The sequence below is a fragment of the Streptomyces sp. NPDC001822 genome (genome assembly GCF_042892135.1).
Taxonomy (GTDB): domain Bacteria; phylum Actinomycetota; class Actinomycetes; order Streptomycetales; family Streptomycetaceae; genus Streptomyces.
This window is the reverse complement of record NZ_JBIATW010000022.1, coordinates 41771-60140: the sequence shown is the minus strand read 5'-3', so window position 1 is coordinate 60140 and position 18370 is coordinate 41771. Positions and strand designations below refer to the sequence as shown.

Annotated in this window: 14 protein-coding genes; 1 reads left to right on the top strand and 13 read right to left on the bottom strand. The window is 67.8% G+C overall.

Annotated features, from left to right (window positions below):
- Positions 1-19: 19 nt before the first annotated feature.
- The 10 genes from ACFYY2_RS32915 to ACFYY2_RS32870 all read right to left on the bottom strand — a co-directional run bounded on the left by ACFYY2_RS32915 (position 20) and on the right by ACFYY2_RS32870 (position 10217).
- Positions 20-541 (bottom strand): hypothetical protein, encoded by a 522-nt coding sequence (locus ACFYY2_RS32915; RefSeq protein ID WP_388749887.1) that lies wholly within the window; start codon positions 539-541, stop codon positions 20-22.
- Between the two features lie 75 nt (positions 542-616).
- Complete coding sequence (gene ung / locus ACFYY2_RS32910; protein WP_388749885.1) at positions 617-1336, bottom strand: uracil-DNA glycosylase; 720 nt, start codon at positions 1334-1336, stop codon at positions 617-619.
- A gap of 89 nt (positions 1337-1425) precedes the next feature.
- Positions 1426-3006 carry an ABC transporter substrate-binding protein gene (locus tag ACFYY2_RS32905; protein ID WP_388749882.1) on the bottom strand — a complete coding sequence of 527 codons (1581 nt, stop codon included), beginning with the start codon at positions 3004-3006 and terminating at the stop codon, positions 1426-1428.
- Between the two features lie 119 nt (positions 3007-3125).
- The gene (locus ACFYY2_RS32900) at positions 3126-3881 is read right to left on the bottom strand and encodes an SDR family oxidoreductase (RefSeq protein ID WP_388749879.1); all 756 of its coding nucleotides are present in this window, start codon (positions 3879-3881) and stop codon (positions 3126-3128) included.
- A 22-nt stretch (positions 3882-3903) separates the two neighbouring features.
- Positions 3904-4665: a 3-oxoacyl-ACP reductase FabG gene (gene fabG / locus ACFYY2_RS32895; protein WP_327120831.1), complete on the bottom strand. Its 762-nt coding sequence runs from the start codon at positions 4663-4665 to the stop codon at positions 3904-3906.
- A gap of 201 nt (positions 4666-4866) precedes the next feature.
- Positions 4867-5250 (bottom strand): DUF3037 domain-containing protein, encoded by a 384-nt coding sequence (locus ACFYY2_RS32890; RefSeq protein WP_388749876.1) that lies wholly within the window; start codon positions 5248-5250, stop codon positions 4867-4869.
- Positions 5247-6131 (bottom strand): HipA family kinase, encoded by an 885-nt coding sequence (locus ACFYY2_RS32885; protein WP_388749873.1) that lies wholly within the window; start codon positions 6129-6131, stop codon positions 5247-5249. The genes ACFYY2_RS32890 and ACFYY2_RS32885 overlap by 4 nt, the downstream gene beginning before the upstream one ends.
- 418 nt (positions 6132-6549) lie before the next feature.
- Positions 6550-7767, bottom strand: a complete 1218-nt coding sequence (locus ACFYY2_RS32880; protein ID WP_388749870.1) for an alanine--tRNA ligase-related protein — start codon at positions 7765-7767, stop codon at positions 6550-6552.
- 523 nt (positions 7768-8290) lie between these two features.
- A complete protein-coding gene (locus tag ACFYY2_RS32875; RefSeq protein ID WP_388749867.1) occupies positions 8291-9631 on the bottom strand; it encodes a helix-turn-helix domain-containing protein in 1341 nt (446 codons plus the stop codon).
- Between the two features lie 136 nt (positions 9632-9767).
- On the bottom strand, positions 9768-10217 hold the full coding sequence (locus ACFYY2_RS32870; RefSeq protein WP_388749864.1) for a hypothetical protein: 450 nt from the start codon (positions 10215-10217) through the stop codon (positions 9768-9770).
- Between the two features lie 1341 nt (positions 10218-11558).
- Between ACFYY2_RS32870 and ACFYY2_RS32865 the strand changes: the two genes are divergently transcribed.
- On the top strand, positions 11559-13604 hold the full coding sequence (locus ACFYY2_RS32865) for a BTAD domain-containing putative transcriptional regulator (protein ID WP_388749861.1): 2046 nt from the start codon (positions 11559-11561) through the stop codon (positions 13602-13604).
- Between the two features lie 416 nt (positions 13605-14020).
- Here the strand turns inward: ACFYY2_RS32865 and ACFYY2_RS32860 are convergent, their stop codons facing one another.
- From ACFYY2_RS32860 to ACFYY2_RS32850, 3 genes are read right to left on the bottom strand one after another with little or no spacing between them, the layout of a single operon-like run.
- Complete coding sequence (locus tag ACFYY2_RS32860; protein ID WP_388749858.1) at positions 14021-15067, bottom strand: isocitrate/isopropylmalate dehydrogenase family protein; 1047 nt, start codon at positions 15065-15067, stop codon at positions 14021-14023.
- The gene (locus ACFYY2_RS32855; protein ID WP_388749855.1) at positions 15064-17067 is read right to left on the bottom strand and encodes an aconitase family protein; all 2004 of its coding nucleotides are present in this window, start codon (positions 17065-17067) and stop codon (positions 15064-15066) included. The genes ACFYY2_RS32860 and ACFYY2_RS32855 overlap by 4 nt, the downstream gene beginning before the upstream one ends.
- A complete protein-coding gene (locus ACFYY2_RS32850) occupies positions 17051-18307 on the bottom strand; it encodes a LeuA family protein (protein WP_388749852.1) in 1257 nt (418 codons plus the stop codon). Before ACFYY2_RS32850 ends, ACFYY2_RS32855 begins: the two co-directional genes overlap by 17 nt.
- Between the last annotated feature and the right edge of the window lie 63 nt (positions 18308-18370).

The window sequence follows — 18370 nt, the reverse complement described above, 5'->3', positions numbered from 1 at the left end:
GGCCCGCGGGCGGGGTCCGTCACTCCCCCACGGGCGTCCCCCGCATCCGCCGCTCCAGGCGGCCGATCGCCGCGCGGACCGCGTCGCCGTAACCGTCGTCCTCCAGCACGCCGACGGCGTCCCAGGCCAGGTCCAGATGGGTCCGCGCAGCCTCGAAGCGCTGGAGCTTCAGGTAGTCCGCGGCCAGGTTGAGGTGCAGGGAGGGAAGGAACGTCCGGACCGCCGACGCGTCCCGGCGCTGCTGGGGCGCGCCCGTCCCGTCACCTTTGCCGGCCGCTTCTCCTGCGGCTCCGTCCGCCATGCCCTCGGCTGCGGTCAGCGCCCTCAGGTCCCAGGCGAGCTCGTCGCCGGGATCGTCCTGCGTGTCGGCCATGTAGTGGGCGAGCGTGCAGCGGTGCAGGGCGTCCCCGCACTCCCCGAGCTCCGACCAGAGGGTGCCGAAGCGGTTGCGTGCCTCTTCCCTGTCCCCCGCGTGAAGCAGCATGATCGCCTGGCCGATCCTGGTCATGACGGGGTCCGCCCGCACGTCCCGCTGCTCCACGTCAGAGGTCTCCCTGGTCGGCGTCCGGCCTGTTCCGGTCGGTCGAACGCTAACCGCAGCCGTGCGCAATAGCGCTCAGGCGCGGGCCCGAGCCGTCGGCCGGGTCGCCTGAAGGCCCAGGTCAGGGATGCGCCAGTCGATGGGCTCGTGCCCCTGGGCGGCCACGGCCTCGTCGATCTGCGTGAAGGGACGGGAACCGAACCACTTCTTGGCCGAGAGCGGCGAGGGGTGCGCACCCTTCACCACCACATGGCGCTCCTGGTCGATCAGGGGGATCTTCTTCTGCGCGTAGTTGCCCCAGAGGACGAAGACCGCCGGGTCGGGCCGCTCGGCCACCGCCCGGATCACGGCGTCGGTGAACTTCTCCCAGCCCTTGGCCTTGTGCGAGTTCGCCTCGCCGGCGCGGACCGTCAGCACCGCGTTGAGCAGGAGCACGCCCTGCTCGGCCCACGGCATGAGATAGCCGTTGTCCGGGATCGGCAGGCCGAGCTCGTCGTTCATCTCCTTGTAGATGTTGCGGAGCGAGGGGGGTGTCCTGACGCCCGGCCGCACCGAGAAGCACAGCCCGTGCCCCTGGCCCTCGCCGTGGTAGGGGTCCTGCCCGAGGACCAGCACCTTGACCCGGTCGTACGGTGTGGCCTCGAGCGCGGCGAAGACCTGATCCCGCGGCGGGTACACCGGCCCGGCGGCCCGCTCCTCCTCGACGAAGTCCATGAGCTCCTTGAAGTAGGGCTTCTGCAGCTCTTCGCCGAGGACGCCGCGCCAGGACTCGGGCAGCAGGTCGGTGTCGGTCACGTCCACAACCTCCGGTAAGCAATCGGTTCTTGACCACAGAACCTACCGGGCACCACTGACAGCGCCCCTCCGAGCCCGCTTCCGCCCGGTCACCAGCTGGTCTTGCGGTACAGCTCCCACATCTGCATGACGGTCTGCGGGTCGAGCGCCCGCTCGCCGCCGCCGATGTCCTCGCCCGCCGCGACGTAGAGCTTGCCCTGCCACAGCGGGAGCAGCCGGACGTCCTCCACGAGGATCTCCTGTGCCCGCTTGAACTGCTGGGAGACGGAACCGCGGTTGCTCTCCTTTCGGGAGGACGGCAGCAGTTCCCGAGTGATCTCGTCGGTGACGTAGGGGGTTCCGGTGACGCTGTCCTGTCCCACGAACGGGGCGATGAAGTTGTCCGGGTCCGGGAAGTCGGGGAACCAGCCCCGCCCGAAGACCGGGTAGTCGCCCTTGTTGAAGCCCTCCTGGAAGGTCGTCCAGGGCGCGCTCCTCAGCTTGATCCGGAACAGGCCGGACGCTTCGAGCTGCCGCTTGAGCTCGGCGAACTCGGGGGCGGTCGAGGAGCCGTAGCGGTCCGTGGTGAACCACAGGGTCAGCTCGACCGGCTCGGTGATGCCGGCGTCGGTGAGGATCTTCTCGGCCTTGGCCGGGTCCGGGTCGCCGAAGGAGTCGAAGAAGCTGGTGGTGTGACCGGCGATCCCCTTGGGGACCATGGAGTAGAGCGGTTCCGCGGTGCCCCGGTAGACCTTGGCGACGAGGGCGTCGCGGTCCACGAGCTGCGCGATCGCGCGCCTGACGGGAAGCTCCCCGACAGCCGGGTCCTTGGGGTTGAACACCAGGAAGCGGATGTCGGCGCCGACCGTCTCGACGATCTGGAGACCGTCGTTGTCCTTCTTGTTGTCCTCGAGGCCGACGACCTCCTCGGCGGTCAGGCCGCGGTAGGTGGCGTCGATCTCCTTGTCCTTCAGGGCCTCCACCATGGGGGCGGAGTCCTTGAAGTAGCGGATCGTGACAGCGGTGTTCTTGCGGTCGGCGAAGCCCTTGTAGCCGGGGTTCTTCGTCAGCTCGGCCCTGTTGCCCGGCTCGTACGACTCCAGGACGTACGGCCCCGATCCGGTGACCTTCCCGTCGTCGCGGATCCTGTCGGCGGGGTAGTCGCCGGGCGCGACGAGCGACATCGCGGGAGTCGCGAGGATGAAGGGGAAGGTAGCGTCCGCCTTGCCGAGGTGGAAGACGACCGTCTCGTCGCCCTGGGCCTCCACCCGGTCGAGCGAACCGAGCAGGCCCGCCGGGCCACCCTTGACCTTGATCTTTTTGATACGATCGATCGAGTACTTGACGGCGTTCGCGTCGACCTTCTCACCGTTGGAGAATTTCAGGCCGGGCTTCAGGGTGCAGCTGTAGGCCATGCTCGTGGAATCGGTGAACCCGCACGACTCCGCGGCGTCCGGCTCGGGGCTGGTGCTGCCGGTCGGGAAGCTGACCAGGGTCTGGAAGACGTTCCTCATCAGTTCCCAGGAACCGTCCCAGGCGGCCGCCGGATCGAGGGTCGAGGGCGAGCTCGTCGTCCCGACGGATATCTGCTGGTCCGTCTCGGAAGCGCTGTCCGACAACAGGCCGCAACCGGCGAGGACGGACAGGGAAGCGAAAGCCGCAGCGGCCTGCAGACTGGCCCGGTAGAACACGCGCACGCTCCTCGATCGGCCTTTGGGTCGGCAGACCATACCGCAGCGCCCCGCCGGATCAATCCGTTGGCCCGGCGGGGCACTTGAGTCAATCAGGGCCAAACCGGCCCAGGCTTCCCTCAGGCGACGCCGGCATTCAGGAAAATGCCGCCGTCGACCACGAGCGTCTGGCCCGTGACCCAGTCGGACTGCGCGGACGTGAGGAACGCGGCGGCCCCGCCGATGTCCTCGGGCACACCGAGCCGGCCGAGCGGGTAGGCGGCCGCCGCCTCCGCCTCACGGCCCTCGTAGAGGGCTTGGGCGAACTTGGTCTTCACCACGGCCGGGGCGATCGCGTTGACCCGTACGACCGGGGCGAACTCGTGCGCCAGCTGGAGGGTCAGGTTGACCATGGCCGCCTTGCTCATCCCGTAGGCGCCGATGAACGGCGACGCCGAGACACCGGCGACGGAGGCGATGTTGACGATGGCGCCGCCCTTGTCCTTCTGCCAGGCCTTCCACGTCTGCTGGGCGAACCCGAGGGCCGAGATCACGTTCGTCTCGTAGACCTTGCGCGCCACGTCGAGGTCGAGCTCGGCCATCGGCCCGAACACGGGGTTCGTTCCGGCGTTGTTGACCAGGAAGTCGACCCGGCCGAACGCCTCCATGGCACGCTCGACGGCCGCCACCTGGTGAGCCTCGTCGTGAGCCTTGCCGGCCACGCCCACCGCCCGGTCGGCGCCGAGCCTCTCGACGGCCTCCTTCAGCGCGTCCTCGCCGCGTCCGGTGATGACGACCCGGTCACCCCGGGCGACGAACGCCTCGGCGACGCCGTAGCCGATGCCCCGGCTCGCGCCCGTGATGAGCGCGACCTTGCCACTGTCCTGCACAGTCATGGTGTCCGTTGCCCTTCCGGGATCAGTTGAGCGGTCCGCCGGCGACGTACATGACCTGTCCGGACACGAAGCCCGCGGCGTCACCCGTGAAGAACGCGATGGCGTTGGCGATGTCCTCGGGGTGCCCGACGCGCTGGACGGGGATCTGGGTGGCGGCGGCTGCCTGGAACTCCTCGAAGCCCATGCCGACCCGGGCGGCGGTCTGCGCGGTCATCTCGGTGACGATGAAGCCGGGCGCCACGGCGTTGGCGGTGACGCCGAACTTGCCGAGCTCCTTGGCGAGCGTCTTGGTGAAGCCCTGGAGGCCGGCCTTGACCGCGGAGTAGTTGGCCTGGCCGCGGTTGCCCAGCGCGGACGAGGAGGACAACGAGACGATCCGGCCGAACTTGGCCTCCACCATGTGCGCCTGGACGGCCTTCGCCATCAGGAACGCGCCCTTGAGGTGGACGTTCATGACGAGGTCCCAGTCGGACTCGCTCATCTTGAAGAGCAGGTTGTCGCGGAGCACACCCGCGTTGTTCACCAGGATGGTCGGAGCGCCGAGCTCGGCGGCCACGCGCGCGACGGCGGCCTCCACCTGCGCGCTGTCCGACACATCGCAGCCGACGGCGAGGGCCTTGCCCCCGGCCTCGGTGATCTTCTCGACCGTGTCCTTGCACGCGGCCTCGTCGAGGTCGAGTACGGCGACGGCACGGCCCTCGGCCGCCAGGCGTACGGCGGTGGCGGCGCCGATGCCCCGCGCCGCTCCCGTCACGATGGCGACGCGCTGCTCGGTGGTGGACATGCTTGGTTCTCCTCGCCCTTGGATCGCGGCTCAGCGGACGTCAGGAAGTTCCCGATAACTGAGCAACCGCTTAGTACCTTCAGCAGACGAGACGCTAGAAGCCCCGGCACCCGGTGTCAACGGCACACGGGGGCACGGGCGCATGTCACACCGGACTGCACTCCCGCCGGCCGCGCACCAAGCGCCGCCCCGCACCCCGCGTCAACGGACCAGCAGATCGAGCAGCCGCTCCACCTCGGCCGCCGGGTCCGTGGTCAGACCGCTGTGCACGACACCCGGCTGGACGACCGTGGAGCGTGGTGCGATGAGCCAGCGGAAGCGGCGTCCGGCGTCGTCCTCGGCGGCCTGACCTGCGGCTCGGCCGCCTCCGCAGACCCCTTCCACCGCGCGCAGGGCGGCTCGCACGCCGACCACGTCGGCCTGCGGGTCCAGGGCCCTGAGCTTGCTCTCGTCCAGGAGGGTCCGCGCCGCCACGAAGGACTTGGCACGGCAGTACACCAGTACCCCCGCGTTGAAGCACTCGCCGCGCTCGACGCGTGGGACGACCCGCAGGACCGCGTACTCGAAGACATCGCGCTGACTCATCGGCCGCCGTCCTTGCTGTCGCGTCCTGCGGCCGCCTGAGCGTCGCGGTCCTTCTTCGTGGGATGCGGCCAGGGGGCCGCGTGCTCGGTGAGCCAGCCGGGGGCCCGCGAGGGCTGCACCGGGGTCGGCTCCCCCACGGTGATCCGCTCGTGGATGCCGGCGGCGCGGGCCAGCAGGGGCTCCGCATAGGCGCGCCGCAGCTCGTCCGTCGTCCCGAAGCCGGGCTCGCCGGCCAGCCATTCGTCGGGGACCTGGGCGATCACCTCGGTGAGCAGCCCTTCCGTGACGAGGGGCGCGAGTTCGGCGGCGGCGGACGCGATGTCAGGGGAGAAGGCGGCCAGGACGTGGTCGGAGGCGTTGTACGGCTTGGCCGCGGAGGCCTGCGCGCCCGGCCAGTTGTGGTGCCAGATCATGGTGGCGCCGTGGTCGATGAGCCACACGTCGCCGTGCCAGACGAGCATGTTCGGGTTGCGCCACGAGCGGTCGACGTTGTTGATCAGTGCGTCGAACCAGACGATGCGCCCGGCTTCGACCGGGTCCACCTCGTAGGCGAGCGGGTCGAAACCCAGTGAGCCCGGGAGGTAGTCCATCCCGAGGTTGAGGCCGCCACTGGCCTTGAGGAGCTCCTGCACCTCCTGGTCCGGCTCCGCGAGCCCGATGACGGGGTCGAGCTGGATGGTCACCAGCTCGGGCACACGCAGCCCCAGCCGCCTGCCGAGCTCCCCGCAGATGACCTCGGCGACGAGGGTCTTGCGGCCCTGGCCCGCTCCGGTGAACTTCATGACGTACGTGCCCAGGTCGTCGGCCTCGACGATCCCGGGGAGCGATCCACCCTCACGCAAAGGCGTGACATAGCGGGTCGCTACTACCTCTTTCAACACTTTCCCAGGCCACCCATCTCTTCAGCCTTACAATCCATGGACGACTTCTGCGGAGCGTTGAGGCAGGAATCACGGGTCAACCGCGCTGGGGAGAATCTGGGGAGTTTCGGCCGGCGAGCCGGTCCCCCCGCTCCCCAAGCAGACCGTCGATGGTGCCGCGCCCCTTGCTGCCAGCTTCCCGCATGAAGTGAGCATAGTAACCGAGGGTGATCGCCGGCGAGGAGTACGGGGCGGGATGACGCCGGCCTCGGCCAAGGCGGGCTTACAGGTGCAGGTGTTCACCACGCTCGCCGGTGGGCGGTCCGTCGACGCAGGGCCGGCAGCCTCCCCTTCCACCACTACTGACACGTAGTGTCCGGATGCCACTCCGTTGCGATCGCATACACATGGCGCACCGGGCAGCCGGGATGCACCGTTACTACCTCTTGGGAAGTTCCTGAAGGAGCGCCACATGCCATAGCGACACGGCGAAGTCGTTCTGCTTGCACCACTCCACAGCGATGCCGAGAGGGACGCCATGCTCGTTTCTCAACTGCAGTAACGCGTGGGCACGCTCGGCAGGACGTTGAGAAGGAATCACTCGGCTGCGGAGAAGGGTCGGTGCTCTGGCGAGCAGGTACGCGAAGCGCTCTCGCTCCTCACGCACGAGGGCGGACATCGCACCGGTGAGCGATGCGAGACCCAAGGTGGTGCGCACGGAGCCGTCCGCCACTTGCATGAGGCTGTCGAGGTGGATCAACGGCACACCCGTGAGGGCCAGTTCGGTTCCCACGCTTCTCAGTAACCGGCGCACCACATAAGCGGTGCCGCGAGGGCCGGGCTCGAAGCCGGATCTGATCAGCAGTGCGGCGGTGAACAGGCGATCGACGACGAGCCGGACACGTTGGGCTCGCGCCGCCTGACCGCCCTTCGCCGGCAACGCGTCACGAACACTTTGCACGAGAGCCTCGCAGCGATGGACACCGTACGGCTCACGCGTGCCCTGCACGGCACCGAGAAGTTCGCTTTCCAGAACGGCGATCTCCAGCAAGGAGCGCGGCTGGGATCGTGGATTGAAACGCAAATGCGCCAGCACGCGGTAGCGGCCGCATCGGCATCCCGGGCGGCAGTTGCTGCCGCACGGAGGGCCGACCGGGAACTCGATGCTCATGTGTGGACCGTCGGCCAGCAAGGCGCTGCGCATCATTGCCGCAGTGTTCCCACCGGAACCGATTCGACGGGCATCGATATCAAGGTCCCCGAGCGCTCCGAGCAGGGACTCCGCGCCCGCGGGTGATGACGACACGACGAAGGCAAGTCCGTCGGAGTCCACTCCCGCGCTGGCGAGCGCCATGGCTACATCCCCGACCGGCACGTGGAGGGGGCGCGGTCCTGCCCAGAGAGCACTCAGCACGCGCTGCGCCGTGGGGGTCATGGCTGTTGGAACAGCGTCCCAGTGACGGAACGTAATGGACCAGCGCACCGCTTGAACGCCTCCTCGCGCGCGTGACAGCGGGGCGAGGAGTGGATCGATCCAGGAGGGGGTGACGTGATCGGCGAACAGTCCGGCTCGTGCGGGTGGCACGAGAGTCGAGGGCAACTGCCAACGATAGCCGCGGGCCGCCATCGCATCTGAAACCTTCTGGATGTCCGTCACGCTCTTGACTTCCTCGTCTGATTAGTGACTGAAATCTGACAGGTGACTATAACAAAAAATTTGCGATCAGATCGCCCAGTGCATTTTAATTGGACATAAATACACATACGCTCGCCCATCAATGCCATGAAAATGGTCAAAAGCATCTTTTCGAGCTCGTATTTCAATTATTGACTGCGCAAGTCATGTGCTGCGAAGATCACTGCCGTTGAGCTTTGCGACAGAAGGTCGCAACTACCGAGAGGTGTCTTCCGTGCGCACGATTACTGCCCTCTTACTTGTCGCCGTCGCCCTCTTCATGGCCGGCCGCCCGGCCGGGACAGTGGGGGCGGGATCGCATGGCGTGATTGCCGGCAATCACGTCGATGGCGATCTCCCCCTGTGTTGCTGAGGGACTCTCGTCGCTAAGAAGAATCCAGTACGGCCTGTCGGCGGGTCGACCCGCCGGGAAGCAGCGCAAAGCAGGAAGCAGCGCAAAGCGTCCCACAAGAGATCTTGTGGGACGCTTCGGGGCGGAGTGCTCCTACTTCTGGCTGCTCTTCCGATGGTTTTGGGTGGAGATCAGGCTGCTGCGGTGGCCCATGAGCCGCATACCCTGCCGATAGGCCCAGACAGCTCGCTCGCTTTCACCGCTCTGCTCCAGGATCTCGGCGAGCTCGGACCAGGCGAATGCGGCCTGTCGGCCCGCCTCCGACGCCTCCAGCAGCAGAGCACCACGCTCATAGGCAGCCTGTACCGCCTCGCGGTCGTCGCGCAGCACGTGCGCGGCGGCAAGGACGAGGTGGACCCTCGCGCTCTCGAGGCGATGCTCCGGTCCCAGCAGACTCAATGCACGTTCCGCATGCCTGACGGCATCTTCCGGCCGGCCGAGCATCACGTCTGCCCGGGCGAGGGCGGTCTCCACATAAGCGACGTCGACATTGCTCCCGACAGCGCGGAGTGTCGTGGCACTCTGCTCCAGGAGCACCTTGGCCGCTTCGGGGTCGGGGTCGTCCGACTGCAGGAGCACGGTCGCCTGCGCGTTGCGGACCCGGGCGAGTGCTCGCTCATCATCCCCTTCCGCGAAAATGGCGACGGCCTTCTTGATGAGGGGCAGCGCCTCGAAGGAACGCCCCTGACGGTGCAGGACAGCGCCGGCGTTCCAGTAGACGCCACCCAGAGCTCTACGGTCCGTCACCACCTCGGCGCGGCTCATCGCCTGAGTGGCGAGGAAGGCGGCGCGGTGGAGGTCGCCGCGTTCGCAGTAGACACCGATCAGCGTGGACATCAATTCCAGGTACGCGACGGTGGGCGGGAGCTCTGCGGTCCTGGCGAGAGCGTCCTCCGCGACGTCTATGGCGTGGGACAGGTTCCCCAGCTCTCGATAGCAACGGCACAGCGACATGACCACGCTCAGCTGCTCCTCTGCGGTTCGCCCCTCCGTGACGCAGAGACGACGGAGGGCCTCGAAGCCTGTCGCGGCCTCCTCGAGATCGCCCCGGTGCTCCAACGACTGCGCGATGCCCAGCTCGACGGCGAACAGAAGGTCTCGACACTCGGGCGCGAGCACCTCGGGGCGCAGGTTACTGAAGGCCTCGAAGGCTGCCGCGGCGTCGCCGTTGCGCAGGACGAGTTGTGCATAGTGCACCTCCACCTCGAGGCGGACGCGGGCGGGTTTCGCGGACGGGCCGACCAGCTGAGCGACGTCGCAGCCGAGCCGTTCGGCAAGTTGCGCCAGTACGTTTTCCGATGGAATGCGCTTACCCGCTTCGAGGAGCGAGACGTAGCTCGGTGACAAATCAGGGCGGGCGAGAGCTTCCTGCGAGAGTCCAGCGGCTCTGCGAAGGCGCCGAATCCGTGATCCCAGCGACTCATCGTCCTTCACTGCGACTCCCCACTTGACAGACTTCGAGGGCAGCAAGATCTGCTATGCGCCCCAGAAATTGGGTCGTGGTGTCATGCGCTTCTCAGCGGACCTTCCCCCGAATCAAGCCGATCTGGCCTGAGAGCTGTCAAACCTATCATGACTCACTGTGGCGAGGAATTGTCATCATTGTGGTGATGATGCCCTGCCGATTCAGCGAAAACCCCATCCGAGCGGGCCGGCCCCCTCCAGTACTGCCTGAAGAATGGTGCGTCCGCGGCTCGGAGGAGTCCGATGTTTGTTGAGCGCATGACCTGCCGGTGTGGCGGCGGTCGGCTGTGCGCTCGATTGCCTTCCCGTTTATGTGGGGGCTGAACGATACGTCCAGGCCTGCTGCGCCTGCGGTCGCATCCACATCGACCACCGCGGCAACCGACTCGATCTTCACCATGCACACGGTGGCCGTGTTGAAGCTCATCACGTGAACCGGAACATCCACGAAGTAGCCGGAGGCGTGTACCGGGTTCAGGCCACTGCTCCGTGCGCGGGGGCCGGCGGCCTGCCACCGCTGCGGCGGCGTCCCGACCTTGTCGACCTTGGGCACCATGACACCCGCGGCACCAACGTCCACAACGTGCTCGATCGCCTGATGGCTGAGCCGTGGGACGCGAGACGCGCACGACCGGCGCACTGTTGGAGCCGTTCAGCGCCTGCAGCATGCACGGCCCCCGGTCGCCCGAAGTCATTCATCACCGAGCCGCCGCGGTGGCCGACAATTCCCACATTCCATAGATGGGCCGGTAGACGGGTGTTGTCGCTGTAGGCGAAGAATGGCGTGAGCGAAAAGCTGGTCTATCGGCCGGCCGCCCGGGCCATCACAGCGCACACGCTTACGCCCGGAACAACGTGCTGTCGTATTGCCGGTCCTCAGCCGTTACAACGCCGCGCATCCCGGCCGTGTTCGACATCGACCTGGGCCACACCGACCCCCAGACGGTCATCCCGTTCGGCGCGCACGTCGGAGCGGACGGCGACACGCGACGCATCACCCTTCATCCACCGAGTCGGGATCCAAAGCGCACCCCACCGGCGACCCCCCGCACCGGTTCGCATCGCCCGGACTCGGACGGTGGCCATCCCCTGGGTAAATTCTTCGCATGTTGTTCAACTCCGCACCCGACAGGAAATCGCTGGTTGTTCATCTTCCTCATCAGTTGGAATGGCTGGTTCAATTCTTAACCATGCGAGCTTATCCACTCGAACAAAGTATCGCCATTCGGGCATCTTGACTTACTACTTGACTGGCTTGTCATATAGCTGCGATGCTCCTCTCGTCCTCAGGACGTGGTCACCGAAATCAAGCAGTGGCCTTCCGTGGCCGCGTGTCGCCGATCGACGAAAGGACGGTGGTGAGCGTGGGGAACGAACTCCTCTCCGCTTCCGCTTCCTGCGCTGCGAAGGCCCCACCCGCCTCCACCGGCCCCACTGACGGGTTGCAGCTCCGCCGGCGGATCGACACCTCGATCGCAGCACTTCGCCGGTCGGCATGTCCCTGGCGGCCGGGCACCACCCCGGGCACAGGCCCCCTGTATCGCACCGTCGATACCTCCGGATCCGAGCACCGGACACCCGCAGGTCTCTTGCGCACCCCAGCCCCGTGGCACAGCAGACTGCGGCGCGCTGCACCCGCGCCGCAGAGCGCGGACTTCGACGGCGTTCATCGGACGGCCTCACACATCGCTGCCGCCTGAGTCCCGGGCGGGGGCCGTTGCCGCAGGCGCGACGCGTCGTCCGGCCGGCGCTCACCGGCGGGTGGACTCGCACCGGGATTCACCCACACAGCGCATCTCCGACCTAGGGCCGCCGCAACCACCACCACGGGCGTCAGCTGCCGGACTTCCTTCGAAACACAGCGTTGCCGTCCATTCAAAAAGCGGGCAGACCGTGGATGGCTCCCATGCGGTGGACGGGGGACGTACCGAGCGCCCGCGTCGCCTTCCGGTTATCACTAACTTCTGCACCTGGGCAGGTTGCTTTGTTCACCGTCAGCGTCTTGGGTCCGCTTGTTTTCCGTCACGCGGGAACCGAGATAGGGATAGGTAGTCCGAAACAGCGGGCGATCTTCGCTGCGCTACTCCTTACCGATGGCCGGGCACTCACCACTCGGAAACTCAGCGAGGCTCTATGGGGCGACGATCCACCGCGAACCGCCTTTGAAACCGTCCGGACCCACGTGTATCTGCTGCGTAAAGCACTGAGAACTACTGGTATAGACATTTCCAGAACTCCCGACAGTGCTTACGCACTGAACGTCGACAACGATATCGTCGATCTCGACAGGTTTCGTAGGTGCGTTTCGTCCGCAGAATCCGAGAGGTTGTCTGGTGACGCCCAGAAAGCCGCCTCCCACTACAAGGAAGGCCTCGGGTTATGGCAGGGCGAACCGCTGGCCGGGGTGCCGGGTCCCTTCGCCGAATCCAAACGGAGGTCTCTCGACGAGCTGCACCTGGCAACCCGGATCGCTCTGCTGCGGTGCAGGATGGCTCTCGGTGCGGACCACGAGGTCGCTGCCGAACTCTACGAGTTGACGGCCGAGTACCCTCTGGACGAAGGCCTGCGCGAATTACTCATGACCTGCCTGTACCGCGCGAACAGGCAGGCAGACGCGCTGACCGTCTTCAGCGACACCAGGAAACTGCTGAGTGAGCAGCTCGGCGTGGACCCGTCACCGCGGCTGTGCCTGACACAGCAGCGCATCCTCGACCGCGACGAGTCGCTGATGGCGGCGCAGGAAGAGATCTCAGCCCCGTCGACATCCCATTCCGCCGGGGCGCCAACCCCGCCCGCCGAGCCGTCCTTCCAGCCCCCGCCACCGGCGCAACTGCCCAAGGCCGCGGCCGTGACAGGACGCCGGGAGATGATCGACCACGTCGTCGACACTGTGCAGGAGGGCACGCCTGCGTTGGTCATCGAGGGCATGCCGGGTGTCGGCAAGAGCACGCTCGCTGTCCACTGTGCGCACCTTCTCGCCTCCCGTTTTCCAGACGGACAGGTCTACCTCGACCTGGGTGGACCAGGCTCGCGAGGTTCCGCCGTGTCCACCGCGGAGGCGCTGAGACGGCTGCTGACCGGTCTGGGGGTGCCGGCCCTGGCGATCCCCTCGGAGACCGAGGAACGCGCCGCGCTGTACCGCTCCCTGCTCGCCGGCAGGCGTCTGCTCCTCCTCCTGGAGAACGCCTGTGACACGGAGCAGATCCGCGTGCTGTTGCCGGGCTCCCCCGGCAGCGCCATCCTCGTGACCAGCCGCATCCAGGCCGGAGGGCTCGTGGTGACGCACGGCGTGCGGCGCGTCCTGCTGAGCGAGTTCACCCCCGCCGAGGCACGGGAATTTCTCGCTGAACGGCTCGGTGAGCGTGGTCGTGCGGACTCACCCCGCCTCCTCGACAGGATCGCTGCCCGCTGCGGCCGCCTTCCGCTCGCCTTGGCCGTCGTGGCCGCAAGGGCGAGCGACGGCGCCGGCCTGCCGCTGGAAGTCCTCGCCCGGAGTCTCGACGACGCAGCCGGGGGGCTGACCGCCTTCCGGCTCGACCAGGACATGGCGAGTGATCTGCGGAAGGCCTTCGCGGCGTCCTACGAGGCGCTCTCGGACGTAGCGACCCGCCTGTTCCCCCTGCTCGCGCCCTACCGCGACACTCCCATCACACCGGCCGACGTCGGCCTTCTGCTCGATGTGCCCGGCGCCGCGGCGGACGACCTCCTCTCCGAGCTCAGGGGGGCGTCCCTCCTGACCCGGAGCGGGCACGGCCACTACCGCATGAATCCCCTGCTGTGCGACTACGCCGCCGAGTTGTCGACCGCGACGCCCAAGTCCCCGGTCCCGTCCGCGGTGTGCGCTCCGACGGGTGTCAGGACGGACGGGCAGCCGTTGCGGCTCCGGCGGTCCCGGCGTCCGCCGGGCGGTCGGGAGCCGCACTACGAACGCAAGGGAGCATGACGGGGACGCGACAGCGGTGGGCGGTTCACAGCGCTGTGGGCCGCCGGCGCTTCCTCCGTGTTGGGCACCGGGCTTACGGCCGTGGCCCTGCGGCTCGTCGTCGAGTCACGCACCGACGCTCTTCGACGGGCGCGGCCGCGTCGGCGCTCACGCGTACGCCGCGCCGTAGCCGGCCGCGCGATTCGCGACGGCCGGCTACCCCACTCGGCGCGGTCCCGCCCGCGGCCGGGTAACACGCCGCGGGCGGGACCGACCGGAGACGGCAGGCCCCGGTCGTCCAGCGGCGGGCCGGCCGAGGGAGGGACCGCCCGGCAGGTCTGTGAGCGCGCCGGGTAGGTCACGCGGAAGGGGCGGTGACGGCATCAATGGCCGCCCGGTCGTGGGAACCCGGTGCCCGGCCGCGGCCGGGACGGGACTCAGGGGCGGGCGATCGGTCCGGCATCGGGCAGCCGCTGCTCGATGAGTGACATGACCTCCCCCATGAACCGCTCCGTGGTTCCCCCTCCGCCGAGGTCGGGTGTTGCCCCGTCTCCCGTCGCGGCCACCTGGGTGCAGGTGCGGAGCAGCCCGGCGGCAGTGCCGTGACCGAGGTGGTCGAGCAGCATCGCCAGGGACATCGCCGCCGCGTACGGGTTGGCCGTCCCCTTCCCGGCGATGTCAGGGGCGCTGCCGTGGACGGGTTCGAAGAGCGCGGCGTTCGTCTCCGGGCAGATGCTCGCGCTCGACGCGAGCCCGAGCCCTCCCATCAGGGCCGCACCGATGTCGCTGATGATGTCGCCGAAGAGGTTGGAGGCCAGGACGCCCTCGTAGGGCTTCGGGTCCCTGACCAGGTTGTAGCAGAACGAGTCCACGTACTCCTCGGAGCCCACCAGTTCGGGGAACGCTTCGAGTTCCTGTCGGAACACCTCCTGCCACAGCCGTCCGGTGTTCGGCACCGCGTTGGACTTGTGGACCAGGGTCACCTTGCGGCGGCCCTTCTCGCGCAGTCGGCCCAGGCAGTAACGGACGAAGCCCTCGATGGTGCTCCTCGTGTACACGCACTCGTCGATCGCCACCGTGACCGCTCCGAACCGGCTGACCGAGCCGCCGACGCCCGCGTACAGGCCTTGGGTGTTCTCGCGGAACAGGTCGATGACGCCGTGCTCCAGCTCGATCGGCCGGTAGTTGACGTACAGGTCGAGGCCCCTGCGCAGGCCCAGGAGAATATCGCGGCCGTGCGCCATGTCCGGGATACGCGGGTCCCCGAGCGCCCCGAGGAAGACGGCTGCGTAGTCCCGGCCGAGGCGTTCCGCCGCTCCGGTGGGCAGGCCGACACCGCTGGCCAGCCATCGGTCGGCTCCCCAGTCGAAGACCTCGTAGGACAGGCCCAGGTCGAACGCTTCGCTGAGCAACGTCAGCGCGGGCAGGGTTGCCGGGACGACTTCCTTGCCGATCCCGTCGCCGGGAATCACCGCGATCTTCATGAACGGGCCCCCGTTCCCAGCATGGCGTCGACGGAACTCAGGTGTCCGGCGATGGCCGTGGCGGCCACGACGTAGGGCGAGGCGAGGTAGACGCGTCCCGGTCCGGAACGGCCTGGGAAGTTTCGGTTCTGAGCGCTGACGGTGACCTCGTCCGGGGTCTCGGACACACCCGGGCCGGCGTTGATGCACGCGCCGCAGGAGGGCGGCAGCACCTGAACGCCGACCTCCTCGAACAAGGAGATGTAGCCGCGTTCGGTCGCGTACCGCATGACGGACTCGCTGCCGACCTGGATGTACGCCTGCACCCCCGCGGGGACGGCCAGACCGCGGGAGCGCGCCAGCTCGAAGACGCTCGCGTACATGTCCATGTCGTGGGCCTTGCCGCCGGTGCAGGACCCACCGTAGACCTTGTCGACCTTGACATGGCTGTCGACGGAGGAAAGCGGGACGGAGTTCCTCGGGTCGCCGGGAAGCGCCACCATCGGCTGCACCGTGTCCAGGGTGATGTCCACGACCGCGCTGTACGAGGCACTCTCGTCCGATGCCAGGTCCCACGCGCCCGACTCACGGGACGCCTCCTGACGGTGGGACAGGTGCTCCTGGGTCACCGGATCGGGCTCGAACAGGGCTGTCATGCCACCGGCCTCCACCGCCATGTTGCACAGGGTCGCGCGCTCGTCCATGTTCATCCCGTCGCAACCGGGCCCGGTGAACAGCAGCACCTTGCCCAGCGTCTGGCTCCCCTCGATCATCGGGTGCGCCAGCAGGGTGAGCATGAGGTCCTTCGCGCACACCCCCTCACCGAGCCGTCCCAGCAGGTTGATCCTGATGACGGCCGGTACCTTCACCAGGATCTCCCGGCTGTACCAGGCGTTCGCGATGTCGGTCGCACCGACTCCGAACGCGAAGGCGCCGACGGCACCCGCCGTGCAGGTGTGGCTGTCCGTGCCGATGATGACGTCACCGGGCCTGGCCACGTGCTCCAGGATGTAGTTGTGACAGATGGCGCGGCTGCCACCGGTGGCCGACGGCCCGACGAAGTGCCCCTTGCTCAGCGAGGCGAACTCCTGCTGCCGCCGGCCGAGGCCCTGGACGCGTTCGATGAGTTCGAGGCCGCGCGGGCGCCCGGACAGCACTTGGTCGGCCAGGGAGAGGTGGTCCTGGAAGAAGTAGCAGGAGCCCGGGTCGGTGAGCTCCGCCCCTTCGCCGAACTGCTGCTCGAACATGCCCGCGGCCATGGGCGTGACGTACTCGTGCGAGAACCTGACATCGGTCTCCACGAAGTAGGACTCGCCGATCCGCACGCTCGCGTCGGCGGGCAGCGGGTTTCGGGACGACAGCCGGCTCTGGACGATCTTCTCCACGATGTTGAGGGGCCTGCCGCCGTCGAACGCGGTACGGATCGCGGAGCCCGGCCCGCCCCTGTGCAGCCGGTTGAACCCGAACAGGCCGCCGAGGTCGATGATGGCGCGCTCGACGTGGTTGGCGCTGCGGGTGAATGCCTCGAGCGGGAGTTCCTGACCGTCCAGCAGGGCGGTCAGGACGTCGAAGTCGTCGCAGGTGATGATGCCGACGTTGCGACAGTTCTGCTGGTAGATCCGCTCGAAGGAACGCGCGAAGACGAGTTGCACCCCGGCGTACTTCTCCGCGTACACGGCGTGCTCCCGGGACGAGCCGCATCCCTTGGCCTCGCCGCTGACGATGATCTGCGGTGCGAACCGCTTCACCGCGCCCTCGCCGAACTTCCGGTCCCGCAGGCCCAGGTAGGAGTAGTCGCCCAGCTTCTCGTCGTACCAGTAGCAGCACCACCCGGGGATGATCTCGTCCGTGGAGATGTTGTCCCTGAGCGGTTCGCGCAGCAACTCGGCGGGCGTCCGGACGCCGCTGCCGTCGAGTTGGGCGCCCAGGAGCTCCGGGTCCTCCGTGATGACCAGGACGTCACCGTGCAGCCTGATGGTCTGCCGGTCAGCGGTCCCGGTCGTTTCAGACAGCGGTCGCAATGATCTCACCTATCTCGTCATCGGTCAGGGGCGCGGAACTGTTCTTCGCACGCTCCAGCACCTCCTTGATCAGGCTGGAGTCGTCCGTGGGGTAGCCGTGCACGGTGAGCCAGTACTTGACGTTGCTCGTGCCCGAGGCCGCGTCGACGAGTACCTCCTGCTCACGGCCGAGCAGGCCGGCGGGGACACCCGCGTAGACACCGTCCTTGAGCATGACGCTGCCCTTCGTGTGGGCCTTGAGGATCGCGGAGGCGTGCACGCCGGCGCTGGTCCTGAAGACGTCGCGTCCCATGGCGGGGTAGTTCTGCGGGATGTCGACGCCGAGCAACGGAGCCGCGTACTCGCAGTACTCGCGCAGGGCCGTCAGGTCGTAGGTGTGGTGCCCGTCCAGGTGGTTGTTGACCATGAGCTGATCGAGGGAGGCGTTGCCCGCGCGTTCACCGATTCCCAGGATCGTGCCGTGCACCCGGGTGCAGCCCAGGGCGAGCGCTGTCAGCGAGTTGACGAGGGCCAGGCCGCGGTCGTTGTGCCCGTGCCATTCGAGGGCCATGGGGTGTCCGCAGTCGACGAAGTACTGTTGCGTCCAGCGGATGAGCCCCGCGGTTCCGCCAGGAACGGCGGCACCCACGGTGTCGCAGAGGGTCAGCCGTCGCGTCCCGGTCTCCACGGCCACGTCGTAGACGGCGGTCAGGACCTCGGGCGTGCACCGGACCGCGTCCTCCAGCACGAGGACGAACTCCGCACCGCCACGCCGGCACTCCTCCGCGGACTGCCGGATGGTCCGCCGGATCACGTTGACGTCCCAGCCCTCGACGTACTGGCGGATGGGGCTGACGCCGATGAAGGCGTACGCCTCCACAGCGATTCCCGCCCGCTGACCCACCTCGCAGATCGCGTTGATGTCCGAGGGATGCGTGCGGCCCGCATAGCCCGGAACCAGATCGAGGCCGTTGGCGGCGATGTGCCGCGCGAGTTCGGTGCACTCCCGTGCCGCCGCCGCGTTCGAGCCGGGGAAACCGAGATCTGCGGCGCGGATGCCCGAGCGGACCATGTGGTCCACGAAGGATCGCTTCTGATCCACATTCAGTTGGCGGATGTGCGGGGCCTGGAGGCCGTCGCGCAGAGTCTCGTCGAAAAGGATCCCCGAGTACGCCTCGGCCGGCGCCTCCGCGTCCGTCGTGGCGTTCCAGGTGAACCACACGTCGTCGTGTTCGGTGCTGTTCGCTGCAGTTTCACTCACGGTGCTCTCCTGAGTAATCGTGTGGCAGGCGCGGACGCCGCTCCCACGGTTCCGCGATGGGCC